This window comes from Algibacter pacificus (assembly GCF_008033385.1).
GTDB lineage: Bacteria > Bacteroidota > Bacteroidia > Flavobacteriales > Flavobacteriaceae > Algibacter > Algibacter pacificus.
Genome location: NZ_VOGY01000003.1, coordinates 175,268 through 200,846 on the forward strand (window position 1 = coordinate 175,268; position 25,579 = coordinate 200,846).

The window sequence follows — 25,579 nt, forward strand, 5'->3', positions numbered from 1 at the left end:
TATGAAATATTTAACACCAGAAATAGCAGCACTGGCTAAGTATGAAAACACAAAATCTTTAGCGAGATCCAGTACGTCTTGCGGTATTTTTCAAGATTGCGATTATACGGAAGAACGTCCAAAATTATATCACGAACAACAACAAACCAAAATTAAATAAACACAAACATGAAGGCATTATTAATTGTAGTATTAGCATTTTTCACGTTAACTAGTAACGCGGCAGACAACGTTTTAGTTTTTTCTAAAACCGCGGGATTTAGACATAAATCTATAGAAGTTGGCGTAAAAACCATTCAAGCTTTAGGTTTGAAGCATAATTTTAATGTCACTCATAGTGAAGATGCCCAAATATTTTTAAGCAAAAAATTAAAACGCTACGATTTAATAATTTTCCTAAATACCACAGGTGATATTTTAAATTCAGAAGAAGAAGCGGCTTTTAAAAAATACATTAACAAAGGCGGAAGCTTTTTAGGAGTGCATGCCGCTACCGATACGGAGTTTGAGTGGGAGTGGTATGGTAAATTAGTAGGAGCTTATTTTATAAACCATCCAAAACAAACTCAGGCGACAATTAATGTGGTTGACAAGAATCATAAATCAACCCAGCATTTGTCAAATACATGGATGCATTTCGACGAATGGTATAATTTTAAATCGATAAGTGGAGATATTCAAGTACTTTTGGCTCTCGATGAGTCGAGCTATAAAGGTGGTAAAAACGGCGATTTTCATCCTATCGCTTGGTATCAAGAATTTGATGGCGGACGTATGTTTTACACCGGAATGGGACACACTATAGAATCGTATTCAGATCCTAAATTTCAACAGCATCTATTAGGAGGCATCTTGTATTGTTTAGATAAATAAAATAAATGAAAAAAGGTATATTATTAGTAAACTTAGGTTCTCCCGAAAGTCCTGAGCCAAAAGACGTAAAAAAATATTTAGGAGAGTTTTTAATGGACGAGCGTGTTATCGATCTGCCTTATGTAGCGCGAGCAGCTCTAGTAAAAGGTATTATTTTAAAAACACGCCCTAAAGCATCGGCAGCAGCCTATAAAAAAATATGGTGGGATGAAGGTTCTCCGCTTATTGTAATTTCCGAAAGACTTCAGAATAAAATGCAGAAACAAGTAGAATATCCTGTGGCGCTTGCTATGCGTTATGGTAGTATGACTATTAAAAAAGGACTTCAAGAATTAGTAGATCAAGGCGTGGAAGAGGTTTTACTTTTTCCGTTGTATCCACAATTTGCAATGGCAACAACTGAAACTATTACGGTTTTAGCTGAAGAGTTGCGTCAAGAATTTTTTCCGAAGTTAAAAATAGAGTCGGTTCCCGCATTTTATAACAAGCCAGATTATATCGAAGTGCTTTCAAATTCTATTAAAAACCATTTGAAGGATAAAAAATACGATCATGTATTGTTTTCCTATCACGGAGTTCCGGAACGCCATATTCGAAAAAGTGATGTTACAAAATCGCATTGTAAAATAGATAAAAGTTGTTGTACTACGCCAAGTAAAGCACACGAGTTTTGTTACAGACATCAATGTTTAGAAGTTACCCGTTTAGTAGCCGAAAAACTTCAGTTTAAAGAAGGTGCATTTTCAACGTCCTTTCAATCGCGTTTAGGTTTCGATCCTTGGTTGTTACCATACACCGACAGAACTATTGAGCGCTTAGGTAAAAGTGGTGTAAAAAATATGGCAATTATTACGCCGGCATTTGTGAGCGATTGTTTAGAAACTCTTGAAGAAATCGCGATGGAAGGTCAGGAAATTTTTCACGAAATGGGAGGCGATAATTATACAACCGTACCTTGTTTAAATGATGATGATGCCTTTGTATCGCTACTTTCTAAATGGATAAATACCTGGGGTGCTAAAAATAATGATTGACAATGGCTAAAGTGTCGTCGGAAGAATTGGGCTCACAACCCATTAGTAAACTGTTAATAAAGCAGGCTGTTCCTGCATCTATTGGCGTTTTAGTGATGTCGCTTAACATTTTGGTGGACACTATTTTTGTTGGACACTGGATTGGAGCTATTGCTATTGCCGCTATAAATATTGTATTGCCTGTGTCGTTTTTTATTGCGGCATTAGGTATGAGTATTGGTATTGGTGGTGCATCAATTATTTCACGAGCACTTGGTGCTTCAAATTACGAAAAGGCTTTAAAAACTTTTGGAAATCAAATTACATTAGTTTTAGTCCTTACCACCAGTATTGTTTCGCTTGGGCTGTTTTTTGTAGACGATATTATATTACTATTTGGTGGTAAAGGCGCTATTTTTGCTCCAGCAAAAATATACTATAAAATTGTGCTTTATGGTATCCCACTTTTGGCTTTTTCTATGCTTGGAAACAATGTTATTAGAGCAGAAGGGAAGCCTAAGTTTGCCATGTATTCCATGATGATTCCGTCTATTGGGAATCTGGTTTTAGATTATCTTTTTATTAATCTTATGGATTTAGGAATGGCAGGAGCAGCCTGGGCAACAACCGTTTCTTATGGCTTTTCATTTACATTTATTTTTTGGTTTTTTACGTCTAAAAATTCCGAATTAAAAATAAGCATTCCTCATTTTGGATTGCATATTCCTATTGTAAAAGAAATAGGAGCTTTAGGATTTGTTACCCTAGCAAGGCAAGCCGTAGTAAGTATTACCTACTTATTTATGAATAATATTTTGTTCGATTTAGGGGGTGAATCTTCAGTTACCGCTTACGCCATAGTTGGCCGAATGCTTATGTTTGCTTTATTTCCTGTTTTAGGCGTTACCCAAGGGTTTTTGCCGATTGCCGGCTTTAATTATGGCGCACAAAAATACGATAGAGTAAGAGCAAGTATTAACACAGCTATAAAATATGCCGCTATTTTAGCAACGCTCATATTTGTAATACTTATGATTTTTCCGGAAGCTATAACCAAGGCTTTTACTACCGATACCGAGGTTATAAAAGAAACATCTGGCGCTATGCGTTGGGTATTTGCAGCCACACCTATTATAGCCTTACAGCTTATTGGTGCGGCCTATTTTCAGGCTATTGGTAAAGCTACGCCAGCGTTGTTACTCACCTTATCCCGACAAGGGTTTTTCTTTATTCCGTTAATATTAATATTACCAAAATTTTATGGTGCGTTAGGTGTGTGGATGTCGTTTCCAATTTCCGATGTGCTTTCAACACTGGTTACAGCTTATTTTTTAAACCGGGAGATTAGAAAGAATTTAATAACAAAAACCTTATAAATTAGTTTAAACATGGAATATTACAATTATATAAAATCCTTTCACCTCATATTTGTGGTCACTTGGTTTGCAGGTTTGTTTTACATTCCTCGCCTCTTTGTTTATCAAATTGAAGCATTCCATAAACCATCGCCAGACAAGGAAATTCTTGGTAAGCAACTCAAAATTATGGCCAAACGTTTGTGGTATATTATTACTTGGCCATCGGCTATATTATGCACCATTTTTGCTGTTTGGCTTTTAATTTTACAGCCCTTTTGGTTGCAACAACCGTGGATGCATGTTAAATTATCTTTTGTAGTACTCCTATTTATTTACCATTTAAAAACGCATCAATATTTTAAACAATTACAAAATGATGATGTAAAAAAAACATCTAGTTTTATGCGTATTTGGAACGAGGGCGCTACCTTCATCCTTTTTGCTGTGGTGTTTTTGGTTATTTTAAAAAGTGCCATTAACTGGGTTTGGGGTATTGTCGGAATCCTTGTTTTGGGTATTTTAATTATGCTTGGCTTCAAAATTTATAAAAATATTCGTAGTAAAAATCCCGATGCTTAAAATGTTTTGGGCGTTACCCTTTATCCTGAAACAAGTTCAGGAACTGGTTCGGGCTTTCCGCTAAAAGTTTTGCCTCGATGCGCGCCTCGCCAAAAGCTACCGCATCAATCCCTAACCCGGGTTTATTTGCAAAATAAAATGGTTTTACCTGTCGGTTTTAATTCTGTTTGGCAATGTATTTATCAAAATAATGATAAAGCTTTTCATATTAATGGATATAAACCGTATGTCTGTTTTAGTTTCTGTAAAAAAATAACACGAACAATCTAAAAAATAGATTGTAACAAATCGTTTAAAATAACTACTAACAGGTTACAAAGCATATTGTTACTATATAGCGATTTGGTATAAATATGGTTTTATTTACTTTCAAAATAAATTGTTCGATCGTAAAAAAGGTCTTACTTTTAAATCAAATTATTTATTAATTTTTTAAATCTAAAACTATGGAGTGGTTTTCAAGTTTAACGTTTTTCCAGCAAATTTACTGGGGTATATCGTTAATTGGATCGTTTGTTTTTTTTATTACCATTATCACAACATTTTTAGGTGGCGATTCGGGAGATTTGGATACCGATGCTGAAATTGAAGCCGATACAGGTATTGGGTTTCAATTTATAACCTTTAAAAACCTTGTTGGATTTTTTACGCTTTTCGGTTGGAGTGGTATTGCTTGTATTGATGCAGGTTTTTCCAAACCAATAACCATTATTGTTTCCATTATATGCGGTTTAATTATGATGGCTATTATGGCTGCCATGTTTTATTTTATGCAAAAACTAAACCATAGCGGCACTTTAAAAATGAAAAATGCTATTGGTAGTGTTGGAGAGGTTTACTTAACTATTGGTGCTAAACGCTCAACTATAGGCAAGGCTCAAGTTAGAGTGCAAGGGGCTTTAAGAGAATTAGAAGCTTTAACCGATTCGGAAACAGATCTTAAATCTGGTTCAGTAATATCGGTAAAAGAGGTTACCTCAAACGGAATATTAATTGTAGAACAACTAAATAAATAACATATGCTATCACTATTTGTACAGGAGAACCTTCAATTAGGTTTACCAATTGCTGTAATTGCAGCCATTTTATTCGTCTTTTTATTTTTTATCGTATTAATTAGGCGCTACAAACGTTGTCCGTCAGATCGTATTTTGGTGGTTTATGGTAAAGTTGGTGGAGGACAATCAGCCAGATGTATTCATGGAGGAGCGGCTTTTATTCTTCCTGTAATTCAAGATTACGAGTTTCTAGATTTAACTCCCATGTCTATTGAGGTTAATTTAGTAAATGCATTGTCTAAACAAAATATTCGTGTTAATGTACCGTCTCGATTTACTATTGGGGTATCTACAGAACCTGGTGTTATGCAAAATGCCGCAGAACGCTTACTTGGCTTAGGATTGCCAGATATTCAAGAGTTGGCAAAAGAAATCATATTCGGTCAGTTGCGTTTAGTGGTGGCTTCTATGGATATTGAAGAAATTAATAATGACCGTGATAAGTTTTTAACAAATATTTCGCAATCTGTAGAAACAGAATTAAAGAAAGTAGGTTTAAAATTGATAAACGTAAATATTACGGATATTGTTGACGAGTCTGGATATATTGAAGCTTTAGGTAAAGAAGCTGCAGCGCACGCTATAAATGCCGCACGTAAATCGGTTGCAGAAAAAAACAGAGACGGTTCTATTGGTGAGGCTAATGCGGTACAAGATGAAAGAACTCAGGTTGCTGCTGCCAATGCGCAAGCAGTTGAGGGTGAAAATACCGCTAAAATTGCTGTTGCTAATTCCGATTCTTTACGTCGTCAACGTGAAGCAGAAGCAGAACGTGTTGCTAATGCATCAGAAAAGGTACAAAGTGCAAAAGCTTTAGAAGAATCTTATGCTGCGGAGCAATTAGCGGAAACAGCAAGAGCAGAGCGTGAGCGTTCGTCTCAAATGGCCGATATTATTGTGCCTGCCGAAATTGATAAAAAGAAAGTTGAAATTGATGCTGAAGCGGAAGCTGAAAAAATAAGAAGACGTGCAAAAGGTGAAGCCGATGCTATTCTTTTTAAAGCACAAGCCGAGGCACAAGGTTTATATGAAGTATTAACAAAACAAGCAGCAGGTTTGGAACAAATTGTGAAAGCTGCTGGAAATAATTCTAAAGATGCCGTGTTGCTTTTAGTTGCTGATAAATTACCAGAACTGGTGAAAATGCAATCTGAAGCGATTAAAAATATTAAAATTGATAAGGTTACGGTTTGGGAAAATGGTGGCGGAAAAGATGGAAAATCGTCTACAGCTAATTTCCTATCGGGAATGTACAAATCGGTGCCGCCGTTGCAAGAAATGTTCGATATGGCTGGAATGCAATTGCCAGAGTATTTAAAGGGGAAAAATGTTACTGAAGCTGCTGAGGTGGTTTCTGAAAAAAATGATACTTCTGATACTAGTGAGAAATAATTAAAGATCGTTTTCAATAAGCTCAGACTGACATGGATAGTTTTAATGGTTTTTTTGAATGAAATAATAGATAAGAATACAACCCATGAAATGCCTTACTGAGCTTGTTGAAGCACATATAGTTTAAACTAAAAGCCCAAATGTTTGTTTTAATTTTGGGCTTTTTTTTATGAGTTATTGATAGCTTCAATTATCCTAAAAATGATGTTACAGTGGTATCGGTTCAGGATATAAACGTTGGTTTTAAAGTTAAATTTATAAGTTGTATCTTATAATATGTTAGACGTAAAAACTTTTTTATCTTAAATAATTATTAAAATGAGAGACACTTTTAAAACCATAGCCAGATTTCAGTATTCTGCCGAAGCACAAATTATAAAAGGACGTTTGGAAGCCGATGGTATTACAGTTTTTCTATCGGATAACCTTACTATTGATACAGATCCTTTGGTTAGCAATGCTATTGGTGGGGTAAAACTAAAAGTCTTATCGTATCAAGCAGAAGAAGCAAAAGCTATTTTAAATTCGATAAACAAATTCTCTTTAGATAATGAAGGCCACGCTATACATTGCCCAAATTGCAAAAGTGAAAAAGTGGAACTGTATTCTACAATAAAGGATGCTAAAGCTCTTTTTGCTTTTATTTTTGCCTTCATAGTTAATATTGTCACAACGGCATTGCCTATTTACACCAAGCATAAATATAGGTGTGAGGATTGTAAAACGGAATTTGATATAAAATGAAAGGATAAATTTAAATAAATATTACAATCAATGTATTAGTCAAGTGTCATGCTGCGCTTGTTATCGTTTTAAGTACCCAAAGCCACAACAGTATAAGCCTTTTTTAAATTTTTAATGGCGCTTTTAATTTCTTCTTCATTTAAATGCCCAAAACCAAAACGAATAGCACAAGTATCTCTGTCTTGATAAAGTATTGTTTTTGGAAGAAAAAGGTTGTGGTTTTCGGCTTCTTCGGCTAATTTAACCAGTGATATATTTTGCTTAAACTGCAACCAAATGGCTAACCCTCCCGATGGTTTTTTCCAATTAATAATATCTTCAAAATAGGTTGTTAAATATTGACATAAACAATTGCAACGTTGCTTATACAGGATGATGTTTTTTTTAATGAGACGGTATATTTCACCTTCATAAATGAGCTCAGCAAGGATTTGTTCTTGTATTACGTCACCTTGTTTATCTAATAATTGCAGGTAGTTTTTAGCTTCAGAAATTAAACTTTCGGGAGCCACAACAAATCCGGTTTGGAAACTTGGAAATAGCGATTGCCCTAATTTTCCTAAATAAACCACAACACCATGGGCGTCGGCACTAGCCATAGGTAACATGGCTGAGCCTTTATATTGAAAATCGTAATCGTAATCATCTTCAATAATAGCAAATTTAAATGTTTTGGCTAATTCTAATAATTTTAGGCGACGTTCTGCATTTAACGTTGCAGTTGTTGGGTAATGCCGATGTGCACAAACATACACACAGCGAATACTGCCTTTTATAAAATGGGTTTGTATATAATCTATATCTAAGCCATTTTCGTCCACAGGAATCGTTTTAATGCTAGCACCGGCTTGCTGAAATATCATGTTGGCGGCATAATTGCTTAAATGTCCAACCAAAACCACGTCGTTTGGTTGTATTAAAAGCCGAGAAACAATATATAAACTCATTTCTGTACTTCGCGTACTTATTAGGTTGCTTGGTTTTATATGAAACCCTCTGGTGGCATTTAGATAATTAGAGAGTTGAGTTTCAAATTTTGAACCTAATAACGGTGTTGTTTTGTCCCATTTTGAAATTAGTGATTTTCGTTTCATGGCGGCACTATACCATTTAGAAAACTCATGTACGGGGTGCAATCTTAAGTCGGGATTGCCTTCATTTATACTATATTTTGCCGTTGAGGTTTGCAGTGTAGATGCTAAATTGAACGACGATTGAAAGGGAAACCCTGTAATTTTAGGATATTCATACACCTGATCTATTTGGTGAGCCGTGGCTTTAATAGTCGCTGTGGTTTGCTCTGGAACCAAAATAAAGGTTCCTTTATTGGGGATTATTTCTACCCAACCTTGAGAGGCTAATTCATCGTAAACAGCGACAACCGTATTTCTATGGATTTTTAAGGTTTGACTTAAAACCCGACTTCCAGGCAACACAGCACCCATAGATAAATAGCCCCGTTGAATGGCATTTATTATTTGCTGGGATATTTGAATATATACGGGTTGCGACGTGTTTTTATCAAAATGAATTAACTGTTTTAATAGATTTCTAACCGGACTATTCATTGTTTTAAAACTGGACTATGTTACTCGTCCGGAAAGTTACGACTTTTGCAGTGTTATAAACAAATCATTTTATGAAAACTACATACGCTTTAACTGCATTTATTTTATGTGCATTTATGTCTCATGCACAACAAGAGCAGCAAAAACAGGATTTAGACACTATAGTTGTTACGTCCACAAGAATAGATCTTCCTTTTAAAGAAAATTCAAGGACTATAAATATTATTTCATCTGAAGCTATTAAAAATAGTGCCGCTAACAATATAGCCGATTTACTGCAACAAGTTGCAGGTGTCGATATTAGACGTCGAGGAACTGCTGGAGGTCAAGCCGATTTATATATTAGAGGAGGCGGTTTCGACCAAACATTACTTTTAATTGATGGCATTAAAATGGACGATGCGCAAACGGGTCACCACACCATGAATGCCGCTTTACCCATAGAAGTTATTGAGCGTATTGAAATAATTAAAGGTCCTGCCGCACGTGTATTTGGGCAAAATGCTTTTACTGGTGCTATTAATATTGTGACTAAAAAAGACCTAAAGAATAAGATTACTATTAAAGCTGAAACGGGTTCCTTCGGACAGTTAAATGGTGGGGTTACTATTGGTACAGATTTAGAAAACTCGTCGCACCTTGTACATATTGAAAAAGTGACTTCATCGGGTTACCGATACAATACAGATTATGATAATAGCAGTTATTTTATAAAAAGTATTTTTAATAAAAATAAACAAGCCATTGAAATGATTACATCGTTTCAAGATAGAAAGTTAGGGGCCAATGGTTTTTATGCAAGAGCAAGTGCAGTAGATCAATATGTAGCAACACAAAACAGTTTAATTGGTTTTTCTACAGAATTTAAAGGAGAAAAATTAACACTTAAACCAAAAGTGTATTGGAGACGAAACCAAGGGGAATTTCTTTACACAAGAAGTAATCCTACCGGATATAGAAACCTACACATTTCTAATAAGATTGGAGCAGAACTTAATGGGAGTTATACGTCTAGTGCTGGAATTACAGGTTTTGGTGTCGATTTGTCTAAAATTTATCTTGAGAGTAACAATTTAGGAAGCCGTAATAGATTTATGACGACTCTATTTCTGGAACATAGATTTAAGATTTTTAATGACAAGCTAGATATTACACCGGGAGTTGCCGTGACGTATTATTCCGATTTCGATTTTTATGCTTTTCCAGGTTTAGATGTTGGCTACAAAATAAGCGATGCTTTAAAAGCTTATGGAAATATAGGGTACACTTACAGAGTCCCTACTTATACCGATTTATTTTATACCAGTCCAGATACTGCTGGTAATCCCGATTTGGAAGTTGAAGAAGCCTTTGCTCAAGAAATTGGAATTAAATATTTTTCACCAAGATTTTCTGGTTCTGTGGCAATTTATAATAGAGATGCACAAAATTTAATTGATTTTATTCGTCCGAATACTACGGAAACTGTTTATACAGCAACCAATATTACAGATGTAAACACTAAGGGTGTTGAGGTTGATGCCGCTTATAATTTCAAACTAAATACGTTTAATCAAACATTGGCTGTGGGTTATAATTTTTTAGAGGATGACATTTTAAATCAGAATAAAGAATTATCGCGCTATTCTTTAAATACCTTAAAGCATCATTTTACAACACGTTTAAGTACGCAATTTTTTAAAAATGTGAGTCAGAATATTATTTACAAACATGCACAGCGCACCACTGGAGATACTTATAATGTTTGGGATGCTTCGGTTGGCGTAAACTTAAAACAACTAGAATTTACTATTACAGCGAGTAATATTTTTAATGCCGATTATATTGAAACAGGCTATGTGCCCATGCCTCCAAGTAATATATTATTTGGGTTGAGGTATAGTTTAAATTAATTGGGCATTTTCTGTAATAGAGAAAAAAAGAGGAAGCTATGAGCGGTACAAAGCATAACTGGACAAAGGAAGATATTCTAGGTATATACAATAAGCCATTAATGGAGTTGCTTTACGAAGCAGCAATTGTACACCGTTTAAATCACGATCCTAATGTGGTGCAAGTATCAACCTTGCTTTCTATTAAAACAGGTGGTTGTAGTGAAGATTGCGGGTATTGTCCACAAGCGGCACGATACCATACCAATATTGAAGGCAACGATTTAATGTCTGTGCAACAAGTAAAAGCACAAGCTTTACGGGCTAAGGCCCGTGGAAGTTCTCGTGTTTGTATGGGGGCTGCATGGCGAAATGTAAAAGATGGTGTAGAATTTGATGCCGTTTTAGAAATGGTACGCACCATTAATAAGCTCGATATGGAGGTTTGCTGTACTTTAGGTATGATTACCGAAAACCAAGCACAACGTTTAGCAGAGGCTGGTTTATATGCGTATAACCATAATTTGGATGCTTCGGAAGCGTATTATAAAAAAATTATTTCTACACGTGGTTACCAAGATCGATTGGATACTATTGCTAATGTACGTAAAACTAATGTAACGGTTTGTAGTGGTGGTATTATAGGTATGGGTGAAAATATTGAAGATCGTGCCGGTATGCTAGTTGCGCTTTCTACATTAAATCCACAGCCAGAATCGACACCAATTAATGCGCTTGTTGCTGTTGAAGGCACACCTCTTGAAGATGAGAAACCAGTTTCTATTTGGGACATGATTAGAATGGTAGCAACAACAAGAATTGTTATGCCGAAAACACAGATTCGTTTAAGTGCGGGTAGGACTCAAATGAGTAGGGAAGGGCAGGCGATGTGCTTTTTTGCTGGTGCGAATTCTGTTTTTGCTGGGGATAAATTATTAACTACTCCAAATCCTGATGTAAATGAGGATATAGAAATGTTTGAATTATTAGGGTTGAATTTGCAAAAACCTTTTACAAAAAAAGACCAGCCACAAACGGTGGAAGCTCAAGCCTCTCAATTTAAATCTTTAGGTGAAAAACCAAAATGGACGCGACCAACTCATAAAATTGAACGGAATGAAAGGGCTAATAAAAAGGGGTAAATAGCTTAATAAAATCAGTTTTTGGTAGCTTAGCTTTATATAGAAAAGTCCGCTAACAACAGTTTAAAACTATGGTTAGCGGACTTTTGCGTTAGGGATTGATGCGGCATCCTTTTTTATACTTAGTCTTTAAATTTTTTAACAAAAATAACCTTTGTTTTAAAGCTAGTTCTTTTGGGTATCGAAATACCTTTTCTATAAAAAAGATATAGCGGAAAGCCCGACCCTTTTTTGGGGAACGCCCAAATTGGTATTTTAATCTAACTTATCGGTTAATTTTTTAAATACTTTTTTAGGGTTTTTATTTTCGTATAGTATTTCGTAAACGGCATTTATTATGGGTAATTGCGTTTTTTTAGTGTTTTTGGAGTTTAGTAAATGTGCCGATTTTGTGGCGTAATAGCCTTCGGCCACCATGCTCATTTCCATTTGTGCCGATTTTACGGTGTAGCCCTTGCCAATCATGTTTCCAAACATGCGGTTTCGGGAAAATACGGAGTAGCCGGTTACTAGCAAATCGCCTAAATAAGCCGAGTTATTGATGTTGCGTTTCATTTTATGCATTTTTTTAATGAAACGTTTCATTTCGCGAATGGAATTACTCATTAGTACACTTTGGAAATTATCGCCATATCCCAAACCATGCGCTATTCCGGCTGCTATGGCGTAAATATTTTTAAGCATTACAGCGTATTCTATACCAATAATATCGTCGCTAGTAGTTGTTTTTATATAATCGGATGATAAATTATTAGCAATATGTTTAGCTTTTACTTGGTTGGAACAGGAAATGGTTAAGTATGAAAGGCGCTCTAAAGCTACTTCCTCGGCGTGGCATGGGCCTGCAATTATTGCGATATTATCGTAGGGTACTTTGTAGGTATCGTGAAAATGCTGGCCAACTAATAATCCAGTTTCGGGCATAATGCCTTTTACGGCAGAAACTATGGTTTTGTTTTCTATGTTAATATTAAGTTTTTCTAGTTCGCTGTGTATAAAGGCGGAGGGAATTACAAAAATGAGAACATCGGCATATTCTGCCATTTCGTTGATGTCGTTACTTAGTTTAAGTTGGTCTAAGCGAAACTCTACCGAACTTAAATAATTAGGGTTATGTTGTTCGCGTATTAAATGCTCTTTTGTGTAAACACTGCGCATATACCAGCCTATTTCGTCAAGATTTTCGCTAAGCATTTTTACAATGGCTGTAGCCCAACTTCCTGCGCCAAAAACCGCATATTTTAAAGGTTTATCCATGAGGTTGATTCGATTTATGGGGTCAAAAATACGGAAAATTTTAATCTTAGATAGAAGGATAAACTAGAATGAAAATTTTTTTTGGCACGCGTTTTGGAATGTATTTTATAGAAACACTAAAAATGATTGTTTTACCATTGAAAACATGAGACATTTTTACTAAAACATAATGATATGAAAACTATAAAATTACTTTCGAGCTTTGCGCTACTTGCAACACTTTTTACGTCTTGTTATACTGAAGTTATTGTGGACGATTATATCGATGAACCTACAATATCGGTAAATCAATTGCTTAATGCTTACGAATTATGGTATGTGGATATTAATGCAACTAAAGGTTATGGAGAAACCCCATTTTTGCAAAAAGCCTTTACTATTTCGTTTATAAATGGTGTGATGTATGCAAATAATAACATTGTTGGTATTGGTGATACCGGCAATGGTTACGGTATTGATGTGGCTAGTTATGATGCATATGATATGATTTTGGATGTAACCCATGATGTAGATGGTTTTGAAACTTTTGATGTTTATAGAATTGATAACAATACCATTGAATTGTACAACCCGAATAATGATACCTCGTACTTTTTAGATGGGTACCAACGTAATAATTTTGATTACGATTTTGTATTTTATGATAATATTCATTATTTCTTGCAAGAGTATAATGCTTGGGAAAAAGTATATACTAGTAATTATGGTGCTATAAACGAGTTTGATAATGAAAACTATTTACAGTTTTTAGCTGGTGGAAACGATTCGGAATTTAAAAGTTCTCAAGATGATACTGGTAAAAATGTAAACCATTTATATTGGGATTATACTGGGCTTTACGGTGTGGGCAATGTTACTAACGATATGTATTTGAAGATCTTAACTTTAGATTACGATTATTTTGAAAATGAACAATTTGAACTAAGTGTAATTAACGATGGTAAAATAGAATTGTATCACGCAGCATCTGGAACCGTATATCAATTTGAAGGGCGTGGCTATATTCAATATTTAAAAGAAGATAATTCTAAAGGTGAAACAACCAATATAGAAGTTGATAAAATGCGAAAGTTTAAAAGCGAACGTGTTGAGAACCCAAGAGAAAGTAAAAGAAGCTAATAAGTTTATGCTTACAGATCCTGATAAAATGTATTTAGGATAAGTATTACGTTTTCTTGTTTTAGATTAAAATTAGCTACAAAGGTTTTGTTATAAGCAAAAAAGCCAACTGTTTCAGGTTGGCTTTTTTTATTTTATTAGCGGTAAAAATTCATTTTATCTATATAGTCCCAAACGTTTTCTGGTAACATGGGTTTTACATTTTTTCCTGTTTTTATACAGTTTCTAATAAATGTGGATGATAATTCCATGATTGGAGCGTTAATCACATGAATTTTTGGGTGACCAGTAAAAGGCGTGTCTTCTACTTTGTTTTTTGAAAGACGTGGGTACACATAAATTTCATGGTTTTCTAGAATAACATCGCTGTTTTTCCATTTATGGAAGTGATTTAAATTATCCTCCCCCATAATTAATGAAAACTCATGATTTGGATGTTTTTCTTGAATATGGACAAGGGTGTTTATGGTGTAGCTTGGTTGAGGTAAATTAAATTCAATATTACTTACGCTAAGCTTGTCGTAATCTTTAGTAGCTAGGTATACAAGCTCTAGTCGTTGGTAATTATCGAGTAAAGATGTCTTTTTTTTAAATGGATTGTGTGGCGTAACTACAAACCAAACTTGATCTAAATCGCTATGTTCTGCCATGTGGTTTGCAATAACCAAATGGCCAACATGCACTGGGTTAAAGGACCCAAAATACAATCCAATTTTCATTGATAGTTTGTTTTAAGAATTTACAAAGTTACTTACTAAAGTTTCTGCTTCTTCTAGGGCATGTTCTAAAGTATCATTGACTACAATAACATCAAAAAGGGGAGCTGTAGCTAGCTCGGCAGATGCTTTTGCTACACGCATATTTATTTTGTCTTCACTTTCTGTTTTACGTTTTTTAAGTCTAATTTTAAGGGCGTCTATGCTTGGTGGCTTAACAAAAATAGCGAGGGTTTCATCGGGGAATTTGCGTTTAATTCGTAATCCTCCAGAAACATCAATATCAAAAATTACATTTTTACCTTTGGCCCAAATGCGTTCTACTTCAGTTTTTAAAGTTCCGTAGAAATTATCACGATAGACTTCTTCCCATTCTAAAAACTCATCGTTTTTAATTTTAGATTTAAAATCGCTAGCGGAAAGAAAATAGTAATCGGTGCCATCAATTTCGTTACCGCGACTTTCTCTGGACGTTGCCGAAATAGAAAATTCTAAGTTTAATTTATCTAGACCCAATAAGTGCCTTACTATGGTTGTTTTTCCAGATCCCGAAGGTGCAGAAAACACAATAAGTTTCCCTTGTTTTTTGTTTGTTGCTGCCATAACGAATGATAGTTTTTTAAAGTACGTTTAATAATTGTTCCTTAATTTTTTCTAATTCATCTTTCATTTGCACGACTAATTGTTGCATAGGCGCATAATTACTTTTAGAACCAATGGTATTTATTTCTCGTCCCATTTCTTGACTAATAAAACCTAATTTTTTACCGTTAGATTCTTCCGAATTTATCGATTCAATAAAATAATTTAGGTGGTTTTTTAGTCTTACCTTTTCTTCAGTAATATCAAATTTTTCAATGTAATATACTAATTCTTGTTCAAAACGATTTTCATCGTATTTTTCTTTAAGTTCGGCAACACCTTTGTGTAAACGTTCGCGAACACCTTCAACACGTTCTGGATCCATTTGGATAACCTGTTCTAAAATGCTATCAATAGAATTTACGCGATTAATAAAGTCTTGTTCCAGTACTTTACCTTCGTTTAATCTATAGCTATTTAAATCGGCAACTGCGGTATTAATTTCGTTGGTAATGGTGGCCCATTCGTTTTCGTCAATTTCTTCGCGAACGGTGTTTAGTGCATCGGGAAATTTAACAGCCATTTTTAATAATTCCAATTCGTTTCCATCAACAACATGGCGTAACTGCTCCATATATTGTTTAACAACTGGCGTGTTAATTTGTGTAGATGTATCTTCTGCAGTAGCTTCAATGTAAATAGAAAAATCTACTTTACCACGCACCAGTTTATCGGCTAGAAGTTTTCTAATAGAAAGTTCTTTTTCTCTATAAATAGCAGGCATTCTCGCGTTTAAATCTAAACTTTTACTATTTAAAGATTTTAGTTCAATTGTTATTTTTTTCGTAGGTAATTGTAATACAGATTTTCCGTAACCTGTCATTGAATAAATCATAGACCAAATTATATAAGTTGCGCAAAGGTAATTAAAACCAAATGGATAGAAAACCGTTTTTTAAAATGTTAAATTGAATTCTTTTAATATAATCTTGGCGAATTATTGAATTTATTATCAATATTTTTACCGTTCTTAAATAATATAAAACCAACTTTAATGAAATTTAACATAGGTTCTTTTTTAACGCTATTAACTGTTGCTGTTTTTTTTGGGTGTAAAGAGAAAGCTAATGAAACAATTGAGGTTTCGGCCAAGACCGAAGCTATAATTGCCAAAAAAGCTGCAAAGGATAGTCTAATAAATAATCCGCCAAAAGGTATGGTTTGGATTCCTGGAGGGGCTTTTTTACAAGGAGCTGTTCCACAAGATCAAATAGCTATGGACCACGAAAAACCACAGCACCCTGTATCGGTGGATGGATTTTTTATGGATATTACAGAAGTAACGAATGCTAAGTTTGCCGAGTTTGTAAACGCTACAGGTTATGTTACAATAGCGGAACGTGAAATTGATTGGGAAGAGATGAAAAAACAACTTCCGGAAGGCACACCAAAACCACACGATTCTATTTTGCAACCAGGCTCTTTAATGTTTAAGAAAACAAAAGCTTCCGTTCCTAATTTATATGATTTTTCGCAGTGGTGGCGTTGGTCTATTGGAACAAATTGGAAACATCCAAGTGGACCAGATAGTAGCATTAACGGAAAAGATAACCATCCAGTAGTTCATGTGTGTTATGAAGATGCGCAAGCTTACTGTGCGTGGGCTGGTCGACGGTTACCTACCGAAGCTGAATGGGAATTTGCAGCAAGAGGAAACCAAGAAAATACAACTTATTTTTGGGGTGATGATCGTTCGGTATTATCAAAACAAGCGAATAGTTGGGAAGGAGAGTTTCCTGTGAACAATACTTTAGAAGATGGGTTTGAGCGTACGGCCCCTGTAAAATCATATCCGTCAAATAATTTTGGTTTATACGATATGGCTGGAAATGTTTGGGAGATGACTAGTGACTGGTATAATTTGAATTATTATCATGAACTAGCGGCAGCAAATACTACGGCTGTAAACCCTCAAGGAGCAGATAAAGCTTATAATCCTAATAATCCTTATATACAAGAAAAAGTAATTAAGGGAGGTTCGTTTTTATGCAGCGATTCGTATTGTGCAAGTTATAGAATATCATCGCGTATGGGAACTAGTTTAGATTCTTCGGCGGAGCATGTTGGCTTTAGAACGGTAGCTACTGTCGATATGTTAGGGAAGTAATACTAGATTAATAAAAAAATCATAAATAAATATATGTTATTTATTTATGATTTCTTTATTAGAATAAAATATTATAGTTTTATTTAAATAGAAATTTGTCTATCTATTTGTTGGTCTAAAGAAATAAAAGTTTCTGTACGGGACACACCAGAAATGGTTTGTATCTCATTATTAAGTAAGTGCATTAAATGCGCATTATCTTTACATAGAATTTTAATTAATACATTCCAGTTGCCTGTTGTATAATGACATTCTAAAACTTCGGGCACTTTTTTTAATTGTTTTATAGCTTCTGGATTTTGGATGGCTTTATCCAAATAGACTCCTATAAAAGCAACGGTTTCATATCCTAGCATTTTTGGGTTTATTACAAATTTTGATCCTGAGATAATTCCCGATTTTTCCAGTTTTCGTAAACGTTGGTGGATAGCGGCTCCAGAAATATCTACGTTTCTTGCAATTTCCAAAATAGGAATTCTAGCGTCTTCCATTAATGTTCTAAGTATTTTTTTATCAATACCGTCAATGCTTATTTTAGTTTTTGGTTTCATTAGTTTTATTTCGGTTTAAAAGGTAAAAATACTAATTTAGTTTTAAAAATAAGTAATTTATGTGTTTTTGGTTACAATGGGCTAGAATTTAATTGTTATTTCATATTTGAATAAATAACGATATAAAAAAAAACTCCGAAAATACATTTCGGAGTTTTTTTTTAATTTATTCTTCAATTTGTTTATCTATAACAAAATCTTCCATAAATTTTGTGGTATAATTACCAGATAAATAATCTGGGTTATCCATTAGTTGTCTATGGAACGGGATAGTTGTTTTAATACCTTCAATAACAAATTCGTCTAATGCACGTTTCATTTTACTAATGGCTTCCTCTCTAGTTTGAGCTGTTGTAATTAACTTAGCGATCATAGAATCGTAGTTTGGAGGAATGGCATAACCAGCATAAACGTGAGTATCTAAACGCACCCCATGACCACCTGGAGCATGTAAAGTTGTAATGACACCTGGCGAAGGTCTAAAGCCATTAAAAGGGTCTTCTGCGTTAATCCGACATTCTATAGAGTGTAATTTAGGTATGTAGTTTTTACCAGAAATTGGTATACCTGCTGCTACTAAAATTTGTTCTCGTATTAAATCGAAATCGATTACTTGCTCTGTAATAGGGTGTTCTACTTGTATGCGGGTGTTCATTTCCATAAAGTAGAAGTTACGGTCTTTGTCAACCAAGAATTCAATGGTTCCTGCTCCTTCGTATTTAATGAATTCGGCAGCTCTTACTGCAGCCTCTCCCATTTTTTTACGTAATGCGGTTGTCATAAAAGGCGATGGTACCTCTTCTGTTAGTTTTTGGTGACGTCGTTGTATAGAACAATCTCTTTCAGATAGATGGCAAGCTTTACCATTTGAATCTCCAACAATTTGGATTTCAATATGGCGTGGTTCAACGATAAGTTTTTCCATGTACATATCATCGTTTCCAAAGGCTGCTTTAGATTCTTGTCTAGCAGAATCCCAGGCATCTTTTAAATCTTCCGGTTTAAAAACACCTCGCATACCTTTACCGCCACCTCCAGCAGAGGCTTTAAGCATTACAGGGTATCCTGTTTCTTCGGCAATACGCTTACAATCTTCAAAGGTTTCAATAACACCATCACTTCCTGGTACACAAGGTACACCGGCCGCTTTCATGGTTTCTTTGGCGTTTGCTTTGTCTCCCATTCTATCGATCATCTCTGGTGATGCACCGATAAATTTAATACCGTGTTCTTCACATATTTTAGAAAACTTTGCGTTTTCTGATAAGAAACCGTATCCTGGGTGTATGGCATCTGCATTTGTAATTTCTGCTGCAGATATAATATTAGACATTTTTAGGTAAGATTCGCTACTTGATGGCGGGCCAATGCACACGGCTTCATCAGCAAATTTTACATGCAAACTCTCAGCATCAGCAGTAGAGTAAACAGCTACTGTTTTTATGCCCATTTCTTTACAGGTTCTAATAACACGTAGCGCTATTTCACCTCTATTTGCTATTAATATTTTTTTAAACATATCTTTCTTTATGAGTTTAAGAGTTTATGGTTTATTAGAGTATAAGTTTAGTATGTTGAGCTAAACTATAGACTTTAAACTTTAAACTTTAAATTAAGATGGATCAACCAGAAATAATGGTTGGTCAAATTCTACCGGAGAAGAATCGTCTACTAATATTTTAACAATTTTTCCTGAAACTTCAGATTCAATTTCATTGAAAAGTTTCATGGCTTCTATGATACAAAGTACATCACCTTCTGCAATGGTTTGTCCAACTTCAACAAATAATGGTTTGTCTGGTGATGGTTTTCTGTAGAAGGTACCAATAATTGGAGACTTAATGGTGATATATTTTGAATTATCGTCTGCAGCAGGAGCTGCTGCTACAGGCGCTGCGGCTTCGGTTTGTACAGGCGCTGCTACCGGTTGTGCTATTTGTGGTATTTGGTGAGCCGCAGGTACTTGGTGTACGATAGTAGTATCGGACTCTGAGCCTGTTCTAATGGTGATTTTAATATCATCCATTTCTAGTTTAACCTCGCTTGCTCCAGATTTTGCAACAAATTTGATTAAGTTTTGAATCTCTTTTATATCCATAATTTTAAATTTTTTAAGATTGGTGGTTACTTTGAATTATATGCCCATTTTAAATAAATAGATCCCCAATTAAATCCACCGCCAAAGGCAGCAAAGATAACATTATCTCCCTTTTTTAGTTGGGATTCATAATCGTTTATTAGTAATGGTAACGTTGCTGATGTGGTGTTTCCATATTTTTCTATGTTAATCATAACCTTTTCGGGAGGTAAATTCATACGGTTGGCTGTGGCATCAATAATACGTTTATTAGCTTGATGTGCAGCTAACCAATCTACAGTATCTTTATCAAGGTTGTTTCTTTTTAGAATTTTTTCTGCAGCATCGGCCATATTAAAAACAGCATTTTTAAAAACAGTTCGCCCTTCTTGAAAAGCATACTGTCCGCCTTGTTCCATAATTTCTTTGGTTAAAGCGTATGATGATCCCCCATAGGTAGCTTGCAAAAACTCACGACCGGTGCCATCACTTCTTAAATATTCGTCTTGAAGTCCTAAATTTTCTTCATTCGACTCGAAAAGAACGGCTCCAGCTCCATCTCCAAAAATTATACAGGTTGCTCTATCTTTATAATTAATAATTGAAGACATTTTATCGGCTCCAATTAATAAAACGTTTTTATAACGACCAGATTCAATATAACTAGCGGCAACAGACATTCCGAATAAAAAACTAGAGCATGCTGCATCCATGTCGAAAGAAAAAGCATTTATTGCTCCAATTTCTGATGCTGTAAATGATGCGGTTGAGGCTGCTTTCATATCTGGTGTTGCTGTTGCAACAATAACGAGTTCTATGTCTTTTGGATCAATGCCTTTTTTATTGATGAGGTCTTGCGCAGCTTTTATTGCTAGGTATGATGTGCCTTTGCCATCGTCTTTAAGGATACGACGTTCTTTTATTCCTGTTCTAGTGGTAATCCATTCATCGTTTGTATCAACCATGGTCTCAAGGATTTGGTTGGTTAATACGTATTCTGGCACATAAGCGCCAACAGCGGTTATGGCTGCAGAGATTTTACTCATAACTTTTTAGTTGGTTTGACTGAAAAATCATTAAAATTGAACAAAAACGATCAACATTGTGTTGAAACCACTAAAATTGAGTGGAATTTTACGCAATTTACGTTTTTTTGCTATTGGAAAAGTAATTTCATAAAAAAAACACTCATAAATGAGTGTTTTATTATATGCGTGCATAATTGTTACGCTACGTTTTCTACTTCTGAATTGTCAATTAATACTTGACCTCTATAGTATAATTTACCTTCATGCCAGTGTGCTCTGTGGTATAAATGAGGCTCGCCTGTTGTTGGGCAAGTAGCAATTTGTGGCGCAGTTGCTTTGTAATGTGTTCTTCTTTTATCTCTTCTTGTTTTCGAGATTTTTCTTTTAGGATGTGCCATTTTATATGTTTATTTATCCGTTAATAATTTCTTTAATGTATTCCATCGAGGGTCTATATCATCCTCGTTTTGTTCGTTTTTTTCTTTAAGCCCAGGGCTTAATTGTTCTAATTTATCAAGTATGTCGGAGTCTAATGTTCCGTCTTCTACACCAGGATGAACGCGTTTAATTGGTACAGCTAACACAATTAATTCATAAATGTATTGCTGTATGTTAATTTCGTATTCGCCGTGAGGCAATATGAGAATATCAATGTTTTCATCGTTATATTCATCTCCAAAATTAACAACCAAATGAAAATCGTTTTCAATGGTTTGATTGTAAGGTTCATTTGTTAAATCGCAATTGATGTTAACAAATCCCGAGATTTTAAAATTTAATTCTAGCAATGTGGTCTTTTTTTCTAAAGTCACATTAACTTTTACATTAACATTATTAAAATCTTCATACTCAAAATGTTCAAAGAACGCTTGTGTAATATCAAATTCAAACTGATGTTTACCGATTTTTAACCCTACAAATGGAATTGTAAACTCTTTTAATGGCTTCATTATCACTTCTAATTTGAGCCTGCAAATATATAATTTTTTTATTTACGTGGCATTACTTATAAACATTTTTTTGTTTATATCTTTCTGTTTTAGTAAGATATAGCCTGTTTAGTAGGTGTTAGCGGTCTTTATAATTTTTACTTCGCTCATTTCTAGGTGCTTTTTTTAATGGATTTGAGGTTAATTCTTCAAATTCCCTTCTGTTTTTATAGATATGTAAAGCACTAAATAGGGCTTCTTTAAACGAACTTTCATTGGCTTCTCTTTTCCCAGCTATTTCATAGGCGGTGCCATGGTCGGGAGACGTTCTAATTTTATTTAGTCCTGCCGTGTAGTTTACGCCTTGCCCGAACGATAAAGTTTTAAAAGGGATTAGGCCTTGATCGTGGTAGGATGCAATAATGGCGTCGAAATTTTTATAATTATCCGAACCAAAAAAGCTATCTGCAGCATAAGGTCCGTAAACGAGTTTGCCGGATTCTTTAATTTTTTTAAGTGTTGGCCGTAATACATTATCATCCTCATTGCCAATAACACCATGATCTCCTGTATGCGGATTAATGCCTAAAACGGCTATTTTGGGTTTTTGAATATTGAAATCTGTAATAAGTGATTTGTAAACGGTATTAATTTTTTGTTGGATTAATTCGGGGGTAATATGGGTTGAAACGTCTTTTACTGGTACATGGTCGGTTAGTAATCCAACTCTTAACGTGTCAGTAATCATAAACATGAGGCTTTCACCTCCCAATTCTTGGGCTAAATAATCGGTGTGTCCAGGGAATTTAAATTCTTCAGACTGGATATTATGTTTATTAATAGGTGCAGTGATCAATACATCAACATCGCCTTCTTTTAAAGCTTTGGTTGCCGAAGCTAAAGATTTTATGGCATACTCACCAATTTTTAAATCTTCTTGACCAAAATTAATTTTAACCGGTTCCTTCCATACATTAAAAACATTAACTTTCCCAATAGCTATTTGGTTGATGCTGTTTATACTATGGAAATTTATGCTCGAGTTAAAATGCGTTTTTAAAAAACTCATAACTTTAATAGATGCAAAAATAACTGGGGTGCAGAAGTCTAAAATTCTTCCGTCTTCAAAAGTTTTTAAAACAATCTCTCCGCCTATGCCGTTAAGGTCTCCTATGGATATTCCTACTATTATATTTTCTGCTTGCTTCATTAAAAAAGACAACTTTTGTTTGTAATTTTGAAATTCAATTGCTGTTGCAAATTTAACTAAATAAACAGATAATACTATGTTTACCGGAATAATTGAAGATATAGGCGAAGTTTCAAATTTAAAAGAAGAATTAGACAATCTTCATATAACCATTAAAAGTGGAATAACTTCGGAATTAAAAATAGATCAAAGCGTGGCACACAACGGTGTTTGCTTAACGGTTGTTGCAATAAATAACGATGAATATACCGTTACCGCAATTAAAGAAACGCTGGATAAAACCAATTTAAAAACCTTAAAAATAAATGATAAGGTAAATTTGGAACGTGCCATGTTACTTGGAGCCCGTTTAGATGGACATATTGTGCAGGGGCATGTAGATCAAACAGCGGTTTGTACTCAAGTGGAACAAGCAAATGGAAGTTGGGTTTTTACTTTTAGTTACGATTTTGATGTAAATAATAATTTAACTATTGAAAAAGGATCGATAACTGTAAACGGAACAAGTTTAACGGTTGTAAATTCTAAAAAAGATAGTTTTAGTGTCGCTATTATACCCTACACTTTTGAGCATACCAATTTTAATGCGTTTGAAAAAGGTACTATAGTGAATTTAGAATTTGATGTTTTAGGGAAATATGTTGCTAAACTTAATAGTTTAAAAAATTAGTTTGTTTTTAAACTTTTTTTTACACCATAGACTAATGCAAAAAATGCAGCGACAAGAACACCTCCGTCTATAGGTAAACCCACTGGTTTTGGCGGAGGCACAGGAGCTGGTGGCATTCCTCCTTGGGCGTTACAAACTAAACCTACTATAAACAGCAAGATTAGCGTAGATATTTTTTTGTTGTGTATCGTCATGGTGTGGCAAAAGTATTAAAATTGCACTTAAAAAATGTTAGAAAATAGTTATTATAGATGTTTATCGATAAAACGTTTTAAAAAGCAGATTAAATGCGTGTTGCTATGTGTTTTATTGTTTTTTTGTAAAGTATTTTGCGTGTTAAAAATAGGTTTGTGGGGGTATTGTCGTGTATAAGAAGTTTGTATGTTTTTTGTGCATGTCCTTAGTTAAAAAACAAAAAAGCCTCTACATTACTGTAAAGGCTTTACAATTTCTAAAAGTGGTCCCACTTGGGCTCGAACCAAGGACCACCTGATTATGAGTCAGGTGCTCTAACCAACTGAGCTATGGGACCGAAATCGGAGTGCAATATTACTATTTATTTTAGATGTTACCAAAAAAATATTACTTTATCTCTTGGCAAAGTTCAATTAATACACCGTTAGTTGATTTTGGGTGTAAAAAAGCTACTAATTTATGGTCGGCTCCTCGCTTTGGAACCTCATTTATTATCTTAAAACCTTCATGTTTTAATCGTTTAATTTCGGCTTTAATATCATTCACTTCAAAAGCGATGTGATGAATGCCTTCGCCGTTTTTATCAATAAAACGGGCTATTGGGCTATTTTTATCAGTAGCTTCTATTAGTTCAATTTTATTTTTACCAATCTTAAAAAAGGAGGTATTTACATGCTCGCTTTCCACCGTTTCGGTTTTATACGGAGGCACTCCAAAAAGTTTTGAATATAAAATGTTAGAAACCTCTAAATTTTTTACGGCAATCCCAATATGTTCTATTTTTTTCATCAAAATGTCCTTTTTTTTATTTTCACGAAGGCGTAAAACTCAACACTTTCCCAACAATAAGTGTTCTTAATCAGTAATAAATTTGTTGCTGTCCCATCTATTTTGCATCATCTGTACTGGAATATTACCAAATAAACCACTTCAGATTAAAAGAATAAAAGAGCCTGTATTGCTTCCGCGAAAGCGATAATACCATTAATATTAACTTGAAAATATTAAAATACACTACTAAAAGCAAGATAATCTTTAAATATCCGTTATTTTTGCAGTCTAAAAGTATTTTATAACGTGGAAGAAGTAGAAAGTCAAAGACAAAAAAAAATAGCTGGTGTTTTGCAGCAAGATTTAGTAGAAGTTCTACAAGGAGCTGCCACACAAGGCGGAATGCGCGGTGTTTTAATATCGGTATCTAAAGTAAAAGTGACTGTAGATTTATCGGTTGCAAAGATTTATTTAAGCATTTTTCCTAACGATAAAGCGGCAGAATTACTCAAGGGGATAAAATCGAATACCCCTTTAATTCGTCACGAATTAGCACAACGCACCAAGCACCAATTGCGTCGTATGCCAAATTTAGAGTTTTTTATAGACGATTCTTTAGAGTATATCGATCAGATTGAAAAATCATTAAAAGGCGAAGAAAACCCGATAAAGGATCCAAATATGTTGGACAAAAGAAAAAAATCGTAGA

At 34.5% G+C, this 25,579-nt stretch carries 28 protein-coding genes and 1 tRNA gene; 14 read left to right on the forward strand and 15 right to left on the reverse strand.

Going from position 1 to position 25,579, the window contains the following annotated elements; all coding sequences use genetic code 11:
• Position 1: 1 nt before the first annotated feature.
• The 8 genes from FQU21_RS17405 (at position 2) to FQU21_RS06005 (ending at position 7,017) form a co-directional block, all read left to right on the forward strand.
• A complete protein-coding gene (locus tag FQU21_RS17405) occupies positions 2-160 on the forward strand; it encodes a hypothetical protein (protein WP_187269334.1) in 159 nt (52 codons plus the stop codon).
• Positions 161-168: 8 nt separating this feature from the next.
• The gene (locus FQU21_RS05975) at positions 169-873 is read left to right on the forward strand and encodes a ThuA domain-containing protein (RefSeq protein WP_147677087.1); all 705 of its coding nucleotides are present in this window, start codon (positions 169-171) and stop codon (positions 871-873) included.
• Positions 874-878: 5 nt separating this feature from the next.
• On the forward strand, positions 879-1,907 hold the full coding sequence (gene hemH, locus FQU21_RS05980) for a ferrochelatase (protein WP_147677088.1): 1,029 nt from the start codon (positions 879-881) through the stop codon (positions 1,905-1,907).
• A 2-nt stretch (positions 1,908-1,909) separates the two neighbouring features.
• On the forward strand, positions 1,910-3,262 hold the full coding sequence (locus FQU21_RS05985; RefSeq protein ID WP_147677089.1) for an MATE family efflux transporter: 1,353 nt from the start codon (positions 1,910-1,912) through the stop codon (positions 3,260-3,262).
• Positions 3,263-3,274: 12 nt separating this feature from the next.
• Positions 3,275-3,823: a CopD family protein gene (locus FQU21_RS05990; protein WP_147677090.1), complete on the forward strand. Its 549-nt coding sequence runs from the start codon at positions 3,275-3,277 to the stop codon at positions 3,821-3,823.
• A gap of 446 nt (positions 3,824-4,269) precedes the next feature.
• Complete coding sequence (locus tag FQU21_RS05995) at positions 4,270-4,839, forward strand: hypothetical protein (protein WP_147677091.1); 570 nt, start codon at positions 4,270-4,272, stop codon at positions 4,837-4,839.
• A gap of 3 nt (positions 4,840-4,842) precedes the next feature.
• A complete protein-coding gene (locus tag FQU21_RS06000) occupies positions 4,843-6,273 on the forward strand; it encodes a flotillin family protein (protein ID WP_147677092.1) in 1,431 nt (476 codons plus the stop codon).
• 318 nt (positions 6,274-6,591) lie between these two features.
• On the forward strand, positions 6,592-7,017 hold the full coding sequence (locus FQU21_RS06005) for a putative signal transducing protein (protein ID WP_147677093.1): 426 nt from the start codon (positions 6,592-6,594) through the stop codon (positions 7,015-7,017).
• A 68-nt stretch (positions 7,018-7,085) separates the two neighbouring features.
• Here FQU21_RS06005 and FQU21_RS06010 read toward each other — a convergent pair whose 3' ends face one another.
• Positions 7,086-8,585, reverse strand: coding sequence for an aminotransferase-like domain-containing protein (locus tag FQU21_RS06010; protein WP_147677094.1), 1,500 nt, complete (start codon positions 8,583-8,585; stop codon positions 7,086-7,088).
• Between the two features lie 71 nt (positions 8,586-8,656).
• On the opposite strand from FQU21_RS06010, the gene FQU21_RS06015 reads away from it, so the two are divergent.
• A complete protein-coding gene (locus tag FQU21_RS06015; protein ID WP_147677095.1) occupies positions 8,657-10,477 on the forward strand; it encodes a TonB-dependent receptor plug domain-containing protein in 1,821 nt (606 codons plus the stop codon).
• A gap of 38 nt (positions 10,478-10,515) precedes the next feature.
• Entirely contained in the window at positions 10,516-11,598 is a 1,083-nt protein-coding gene (gene bioB / locus FQU21_RS06020) for a biotin synthase BioB (protein ID WP_147677096.1), read from the forward strand.
• Positions 11,599-11,853: 255 nt separating this feature from the next.
• Here bioB and FQU21_RS06025 read toward each other — a convergent pair whose 3' ends face one another.
• The gene (locus FQU21_RS06025) at positions 11,854-12,855 is read right to left on the reverse strand and encodes an NAD(P)H-dependent glycerol-3-phosphate dehydrogenase (RefSeq protein ID WP_147677097.1); all 1,002 of its coding nucleotides are present in this window, start codon (positions 12,853-12,855) and stop codon (positions 11,854-11,856) included.
• A gap of 174 nt (positions 12,856-13,029) precedes the next feature.
• Here FQU21_RS06025 and FQU21_RS06030 point away from each other — a divergent pair, with 174 nt between their 5' ends.
• A complete protein-coding gene (locus tag FQU21_RS06030; protein WP_147677098.1) occupies positions 13,030-13,974 on the forward strand; it encodes a nicotinic acid mononucleotide adenyltransferase in 945 nt (314 codons plus the stop codon).
• A gap of 137 nt (positions 13,975-14,111) precedes the next feature.
• Here the strand turns inward: FQU21_RS06030 and nadD are convergent, their stop codons facing one another.
• Genes nadD through FQU21_RS06045 form a run of 3 tightly spaced genes read right to left on the reverse strand, consistent with a single transcriptional unit; the run spans position 14,112 to position 16,167 of the window.
• Entirely contained in the window at positions 14,112-14,693 is a 582-nt protein-coding gene (gene nadD, locus FQU21_RS06035; RefSeq protein WP_147677099.1) for a nicotinate (nicotinamide) nucleotide adenylyltransferase, read from the reverse strand.
• Positions 14,694-14,705: 12 nt separating this feature from the next.
• Positions 14,706-15,293: a guanylate kinase gene (gmk, locus tag FQU21_RS06040; protein ID WP_147677100.1), complete on the reverse strand. Its 588-nt coding sequence runs from the start codon at positions 15,291-15,293 to the stop codon at positions 14,706-14,708.
• A gap of 16 nt (positions 15,294-15,309) precedes the next feature.
• Positions 15,310-16,167: a YicC/YloC family endoribonuclease gene (locus FQU21_RS06045; RefSeq protein ID WP_147677101.1), complete on the reverse strand. Its 858-nt coding sequence runs from the start codon at positions 16,165-16,167 to the stop codon at positions 15,310-15,312.
• Between the two features lie 159 nt (positions 16,168-16,326).
• On the opposite strand from FQU21_RS06045, the gene FQU21_RS06050 reads away from it, so the two are divergent.
• A complete protein-coding gene (locus tag FQU21_RS06050) occupies positions 16,327-17,439 on the forward strand; it encodes a formylglycine-generating enzyme family protein (RefSeq protein WP_147677102.1) in 1,113 nt (370 codons plus the stop codon).
• Positions 17,440-17,522: 83 nt separating this feature from the next.
• Here FQU21_RS06050 and FQU21_RS06055 read toward each other — a convergent pair whose 3' ends face one another.
• From FQU21_RS06055 to pdxA, 7 genes are all read right to left on the reverse strand, one after another.
• Positions 17,523-17,990, reverse strand: coding sequence for an Lrp/AsnC ligand binding domain-containing protein (locus FQU21_RS06055; RefSeq protein ID WP_147677103.1), 468 nt, complete (start codon positions 17,988-17,990; stop codon positions 17,523-17,525).
• Positions 17,991-18,156: 166 nt separating this feature from the next.
• Entirely contained in the window at positions 18,157-19,509 is a 1,353-nt protein-coding gene (accC, locus tag FQU21_RS06060) for an acetyl-CoA carboxylase biotin carboxylase subunit (protein ID WP_147677104.1), read from the reverse strand.
• A gap of 93 nt (positions 19,510-19,602) precedes the next feature.
• Entirely contained in the window at positions 19,603-20,088 is a 486-nt protein-coding gene (gene accB / locus FQU21_RS06065) for an acetyl-CoA carboxylase biotin carboxyl carrier protein (protein ID WP_147677105.1), read from the reverse strand.
• A 26-nt stretch (positions 20,089-20,114) separates the two neighbouring features.
• The gene (locus tag FQU21_RS06070; RefSeq protein ID WP_147677106.1) at positions 20,115-21,113 is read right to left on the reverse strand and encodes a beta-ketoacyl-ACP synthase III; all 999 of its coding nucleotides are present in this window, start codon (positions 21,111-21,113) and stop codon (positions 20,115-20,117) included.
• A gap of 179 nt (positions 21,114-21,292) precedes the next feature.
• A complete protein-coding gene (gene rpmF / locus FQU21_RS06075; protein WP_042496062.1) occupies positions 21,293-21,493 on the reverse strand; it encodes a 50S ribosomal protein L32 in 201 nt (66 codons plus the stop codon).
• Between the two features lie 9 nt (positions 21,494-21,502).
• Positions 21,503-22,045, reverse strand: coding sequence for a YceD family protein (locus tag FQU21_RS06080; RefSeq protein WP_147677107.1), 543 nt, complete (start codon positions 22,043-22,045; stop codon positions 21,503-21,505).
• Positions 22,046-22,163: 118 nt separating this feature from the next.
• Complete coding sequence (gene pdxA, locus FQU21_RS06085) at positions 22,164-23,234, reverse strand: 4-hydroxythreonine-4-phosphate dehydrogenase PdxA (protein ID WP_147677108.1); 1,071 nt, start codon at positions 23,232-23,234, stop codon at positions 22,164-22,166.
• Between the two features lie 76 nt (positions 23,235-23,310).
• On the opposite strand from pdxA, the gene FQU21_RS06090 reads away from it, so the two are divergent.
• Positions 23,311-23,904, forward strand: a complete 594-nt coding sequence (locus FQU21_RS06090) for a riboflavin synthase (RefSeq protein WP_147677109.1) — start codon at positions 23,311-23,313, stop codon at positions 23,902-23,904.
• Here the strand turns inward: FQU21_RS06090 and FQU21_RS06095 are convergent.
• The 3 genes from FQU21_RS06095 to mce all read right to left on the reverse strand — a co-directional run bounded on the left by FQU21_RS06095 (position 23,901) and on the right by mce (position 24,888).
• Positions 23,901-24,098, reverse strand: a complete 198-nt coding sequence (locus FQU21_RS06095; protein ID WP_147677110.1) for a hypothetical protein — start codon at positions 24,096-24,098, stop codon at positions 23,901-23,903. The two genes, FQU21_RS06090 and FQU21_RS06095, sit on opposite strands and share 4 nt — an antisense overlap.
• Positions 24,099-24,362: 264 nt before the next feature.
• Positions 24,363-24,436 (reverse strand) — tRNA-Ile (locus tag FQU21_RS06100).
• A gap of 50 nt (positions 24,437-24,486) precedes the next feature.
• Positions 24,487-24,888 (reverse strand): methylmalonyl-CoA epimerase, encoded by a 402-nt coding sequence (gene mce / locus FQU21_RS06105; RefSeq protein ID WP_147677111.1) that lies wholly within the window; start codon positions 24,886-24,888, stop codon positions 24,487-24,489.
• Between the two features lie 288 nt (positions 24,889-25,176).
• On the opposite strand from mce, the gene rbfA reads away from it, so the two are divergent.
• The gene (gene rbfA, locus FQU21_RS06110; protein ID WP_147677112.1) at positions 25,177-25,578 is read left to right on the forward strand and encodes a 30S ribosome-binding factor RbfA; all 402 of its coding nucleotides are present in this window, start codon (positions 25,177-25,179) and stop codon (positions 25,576-25,578) included.
• The last annotated feature ends 1 nt before the right edge of the window (position 25,579 follow it).

Excerpts from the sequence above, each read along its gene's own strand:
- FQU21_RS05995 (WP_147677091.1), top strand. The coding sequence starts at position 4,270 with ATGGAGTGGTTTTCAAGTTTAACGTTTTTCCAGCAAATTTACTGGGGT.
- rpmF (WP_042496062.1), bottom strand. The coding sequence starts at position 21,493 with ATGGCACATCCTAAAAGAAAAATCTCGAAAACAAGAAGAGATAAAAGA.
- FQU21_RS06090 (WP_147677109.1), top strand. The coding sequence starts at position 23,311 with ATGTTTACCGGAATAATTGAAGATATAGGCGAAGTTTCAAATTTAAAA.
- FQU21_RS05985 (WP_147677089.1), top strand. The coding sequence starts at position 1,910 with ATGGCTAAAGTGTCGTCGGAAGAATTGGGCTCACAACCCATTAGTAAA.
- FQU21_RS05975 (WP_147677087.1), top strand. The coding sequence starts at position 169 with ATGAAGGCATTATTAATTGTAGTATTAGCATTTTTCACGTTAACTAGT.
- gmk (WP_147677100.1), bottom strand. The coding sequence starts at position 15,293 with ATGGCAGCAACAAACAAAAAACAAGGGAAACTTATTGTGTTTTCTGCA.
- FQU21_RS06080 (WP_147677107.1), bottom strand. The coding sequence starts at position 22,045 with ATGAAGCCATTAAAAGAGTTTACAATTCCATTTGTAGGGTTAAAAATC.
- FQU21_RS06015 (WP_147677095.1), top strand. The coding sequence starts at position 8,657 with ATGAAAACTACATACGCTTTAACTGCATTTATTTTATGTGCATTTATG.
- FQU21_RS06055 (WP_147677103.1), bottom strand. The coding sequence starts at position 17,990 with ATGAAACCAAAAACTAAAATAAGCATTGACGGTATTGATAAAAAAATA.
- hemH (WP_147677088.1), top strand. The coding sequence starts at position 879 with ATGAAAAAAGGTATATTATTAGTAAACTTAGGTTCTCCCGAAAGTCCT.
- FQU21_RS06050 (WP_147677102.1), top strand. The coding sequence starts at position 16,327 with ATGAAATTTAACATAGGTTCTTTTTTAACGCTATTAACTGTTGCTGTT.
- FQU21_RS06095 (WP_147677110.1), bottom strand. The coding sequence starts at position 24,098 with ATGACGATACACAACAAAAAAATATCTACGCTAATCTTGCTGTTTATA.
- accC (WP_147677104.1), bottom strand. The coding sequence starts at position 19,509 with ATGTTTAAAAAAATATTAATAGCAAATAGAGGTGAAATAGCGCTACGT.
- accB (WP_147677105.1), bottom strand. The coding sequence starts at position 20,088 with ATGGATATAAAAGAGATTCAAAACTTAATCAAATTTGTTGCAAAATCT.
- nadD (WP_147677099.1), bottom strand. The coding sequence starts at position 14,693 with ATGAAAATTGGATTGTATTTTGGGTCCTTTAACCCAGTGCATGTTGGC.
- pdxA (WP_147677108.1), bottom strand. The coding sequence starts at position 23,234 with ATGAAGCAAGCAGAAAATATAATAGTAGGAATATCCATAGGAGACCTT.
- FQU21_RS06010 (WP_147677094.1), bottom strand. The coding sequence starts at position 8,585 with ATGAATAGTCCGGTTAGAAATCTATTAAAACAGTTAATTCATTTTGAT.
- FQU21_RS06045 (WP_147677101.1), bottom strand. The coding sequence starts at position 16,167 with ATGATTTATTCAATGACAGGTTACGGAAAATCTGTATTACAATTACCT.
- FQU21_RS06005 (WP_147677093.1), top strand. The coding sequence starts at position 6,592 with ATGAGAGACACTTTTAAAACCATAGCCAGATTTCAGTATTCTGCCGAA.
- FQU21_RS06025 (WP_147677097.1), bottom strand. The coding sequence starts at position 12,855 with ATGGATAAACCTTTAAAATATGCGGTTTTTGGCGCAGGAAGTTGGGCT.
- mce (WP_147677111.1), bottom strand. The coding sequence starts at position 24,888 with ATGAAAAAAATAGAACATATTGGGATTGCCGTAAAAAATTTAGAGGTT.
- FQU21_RS06030 (WP_147677098.1), top strand. The coding sequence starts at position 13,030 with ATGAAAACTATAAAATTACTTTCGAGCTTTGCGCTACTTGCAACACTT.
- bioB (WP_147677096.1), top strand. The coding sequence starts at position 10,516 with ATGAGCGGTACAAAGCATAACTGGACAAAGGAAGATATTCTAGGTATA.
- FQU21_RS06000 (WP_147677092.1), top strand. The coding sequence starts at position 4,843 with ATGCTATCACTATTTGTACAGGAGAACCTTCAATTAGGTTTACCAATT.
- FQU21_RS05990 (WP_147677090.1), top strand. The coding sequence starts at position 3,275 with ATGGAATATTACAATTATATAAAATCCTTTCACCTCATATTTGTGGTC.
- FQU21_RS17405 (WP_187269334.1), top strand. The coding sequence starts at position 2 with ATGAAATATTTAACACCAGAAATAGCAGCACTGGCTAAGTATGAAAAC.
- FQU21_RS06070 (WP_147677106.1), bottom strand. The coding sequence starts at position 21,113 with ATGAGTAAAATCTCTGCAGCCATAACCGCTGTTGGCGCTTATGTGCCA.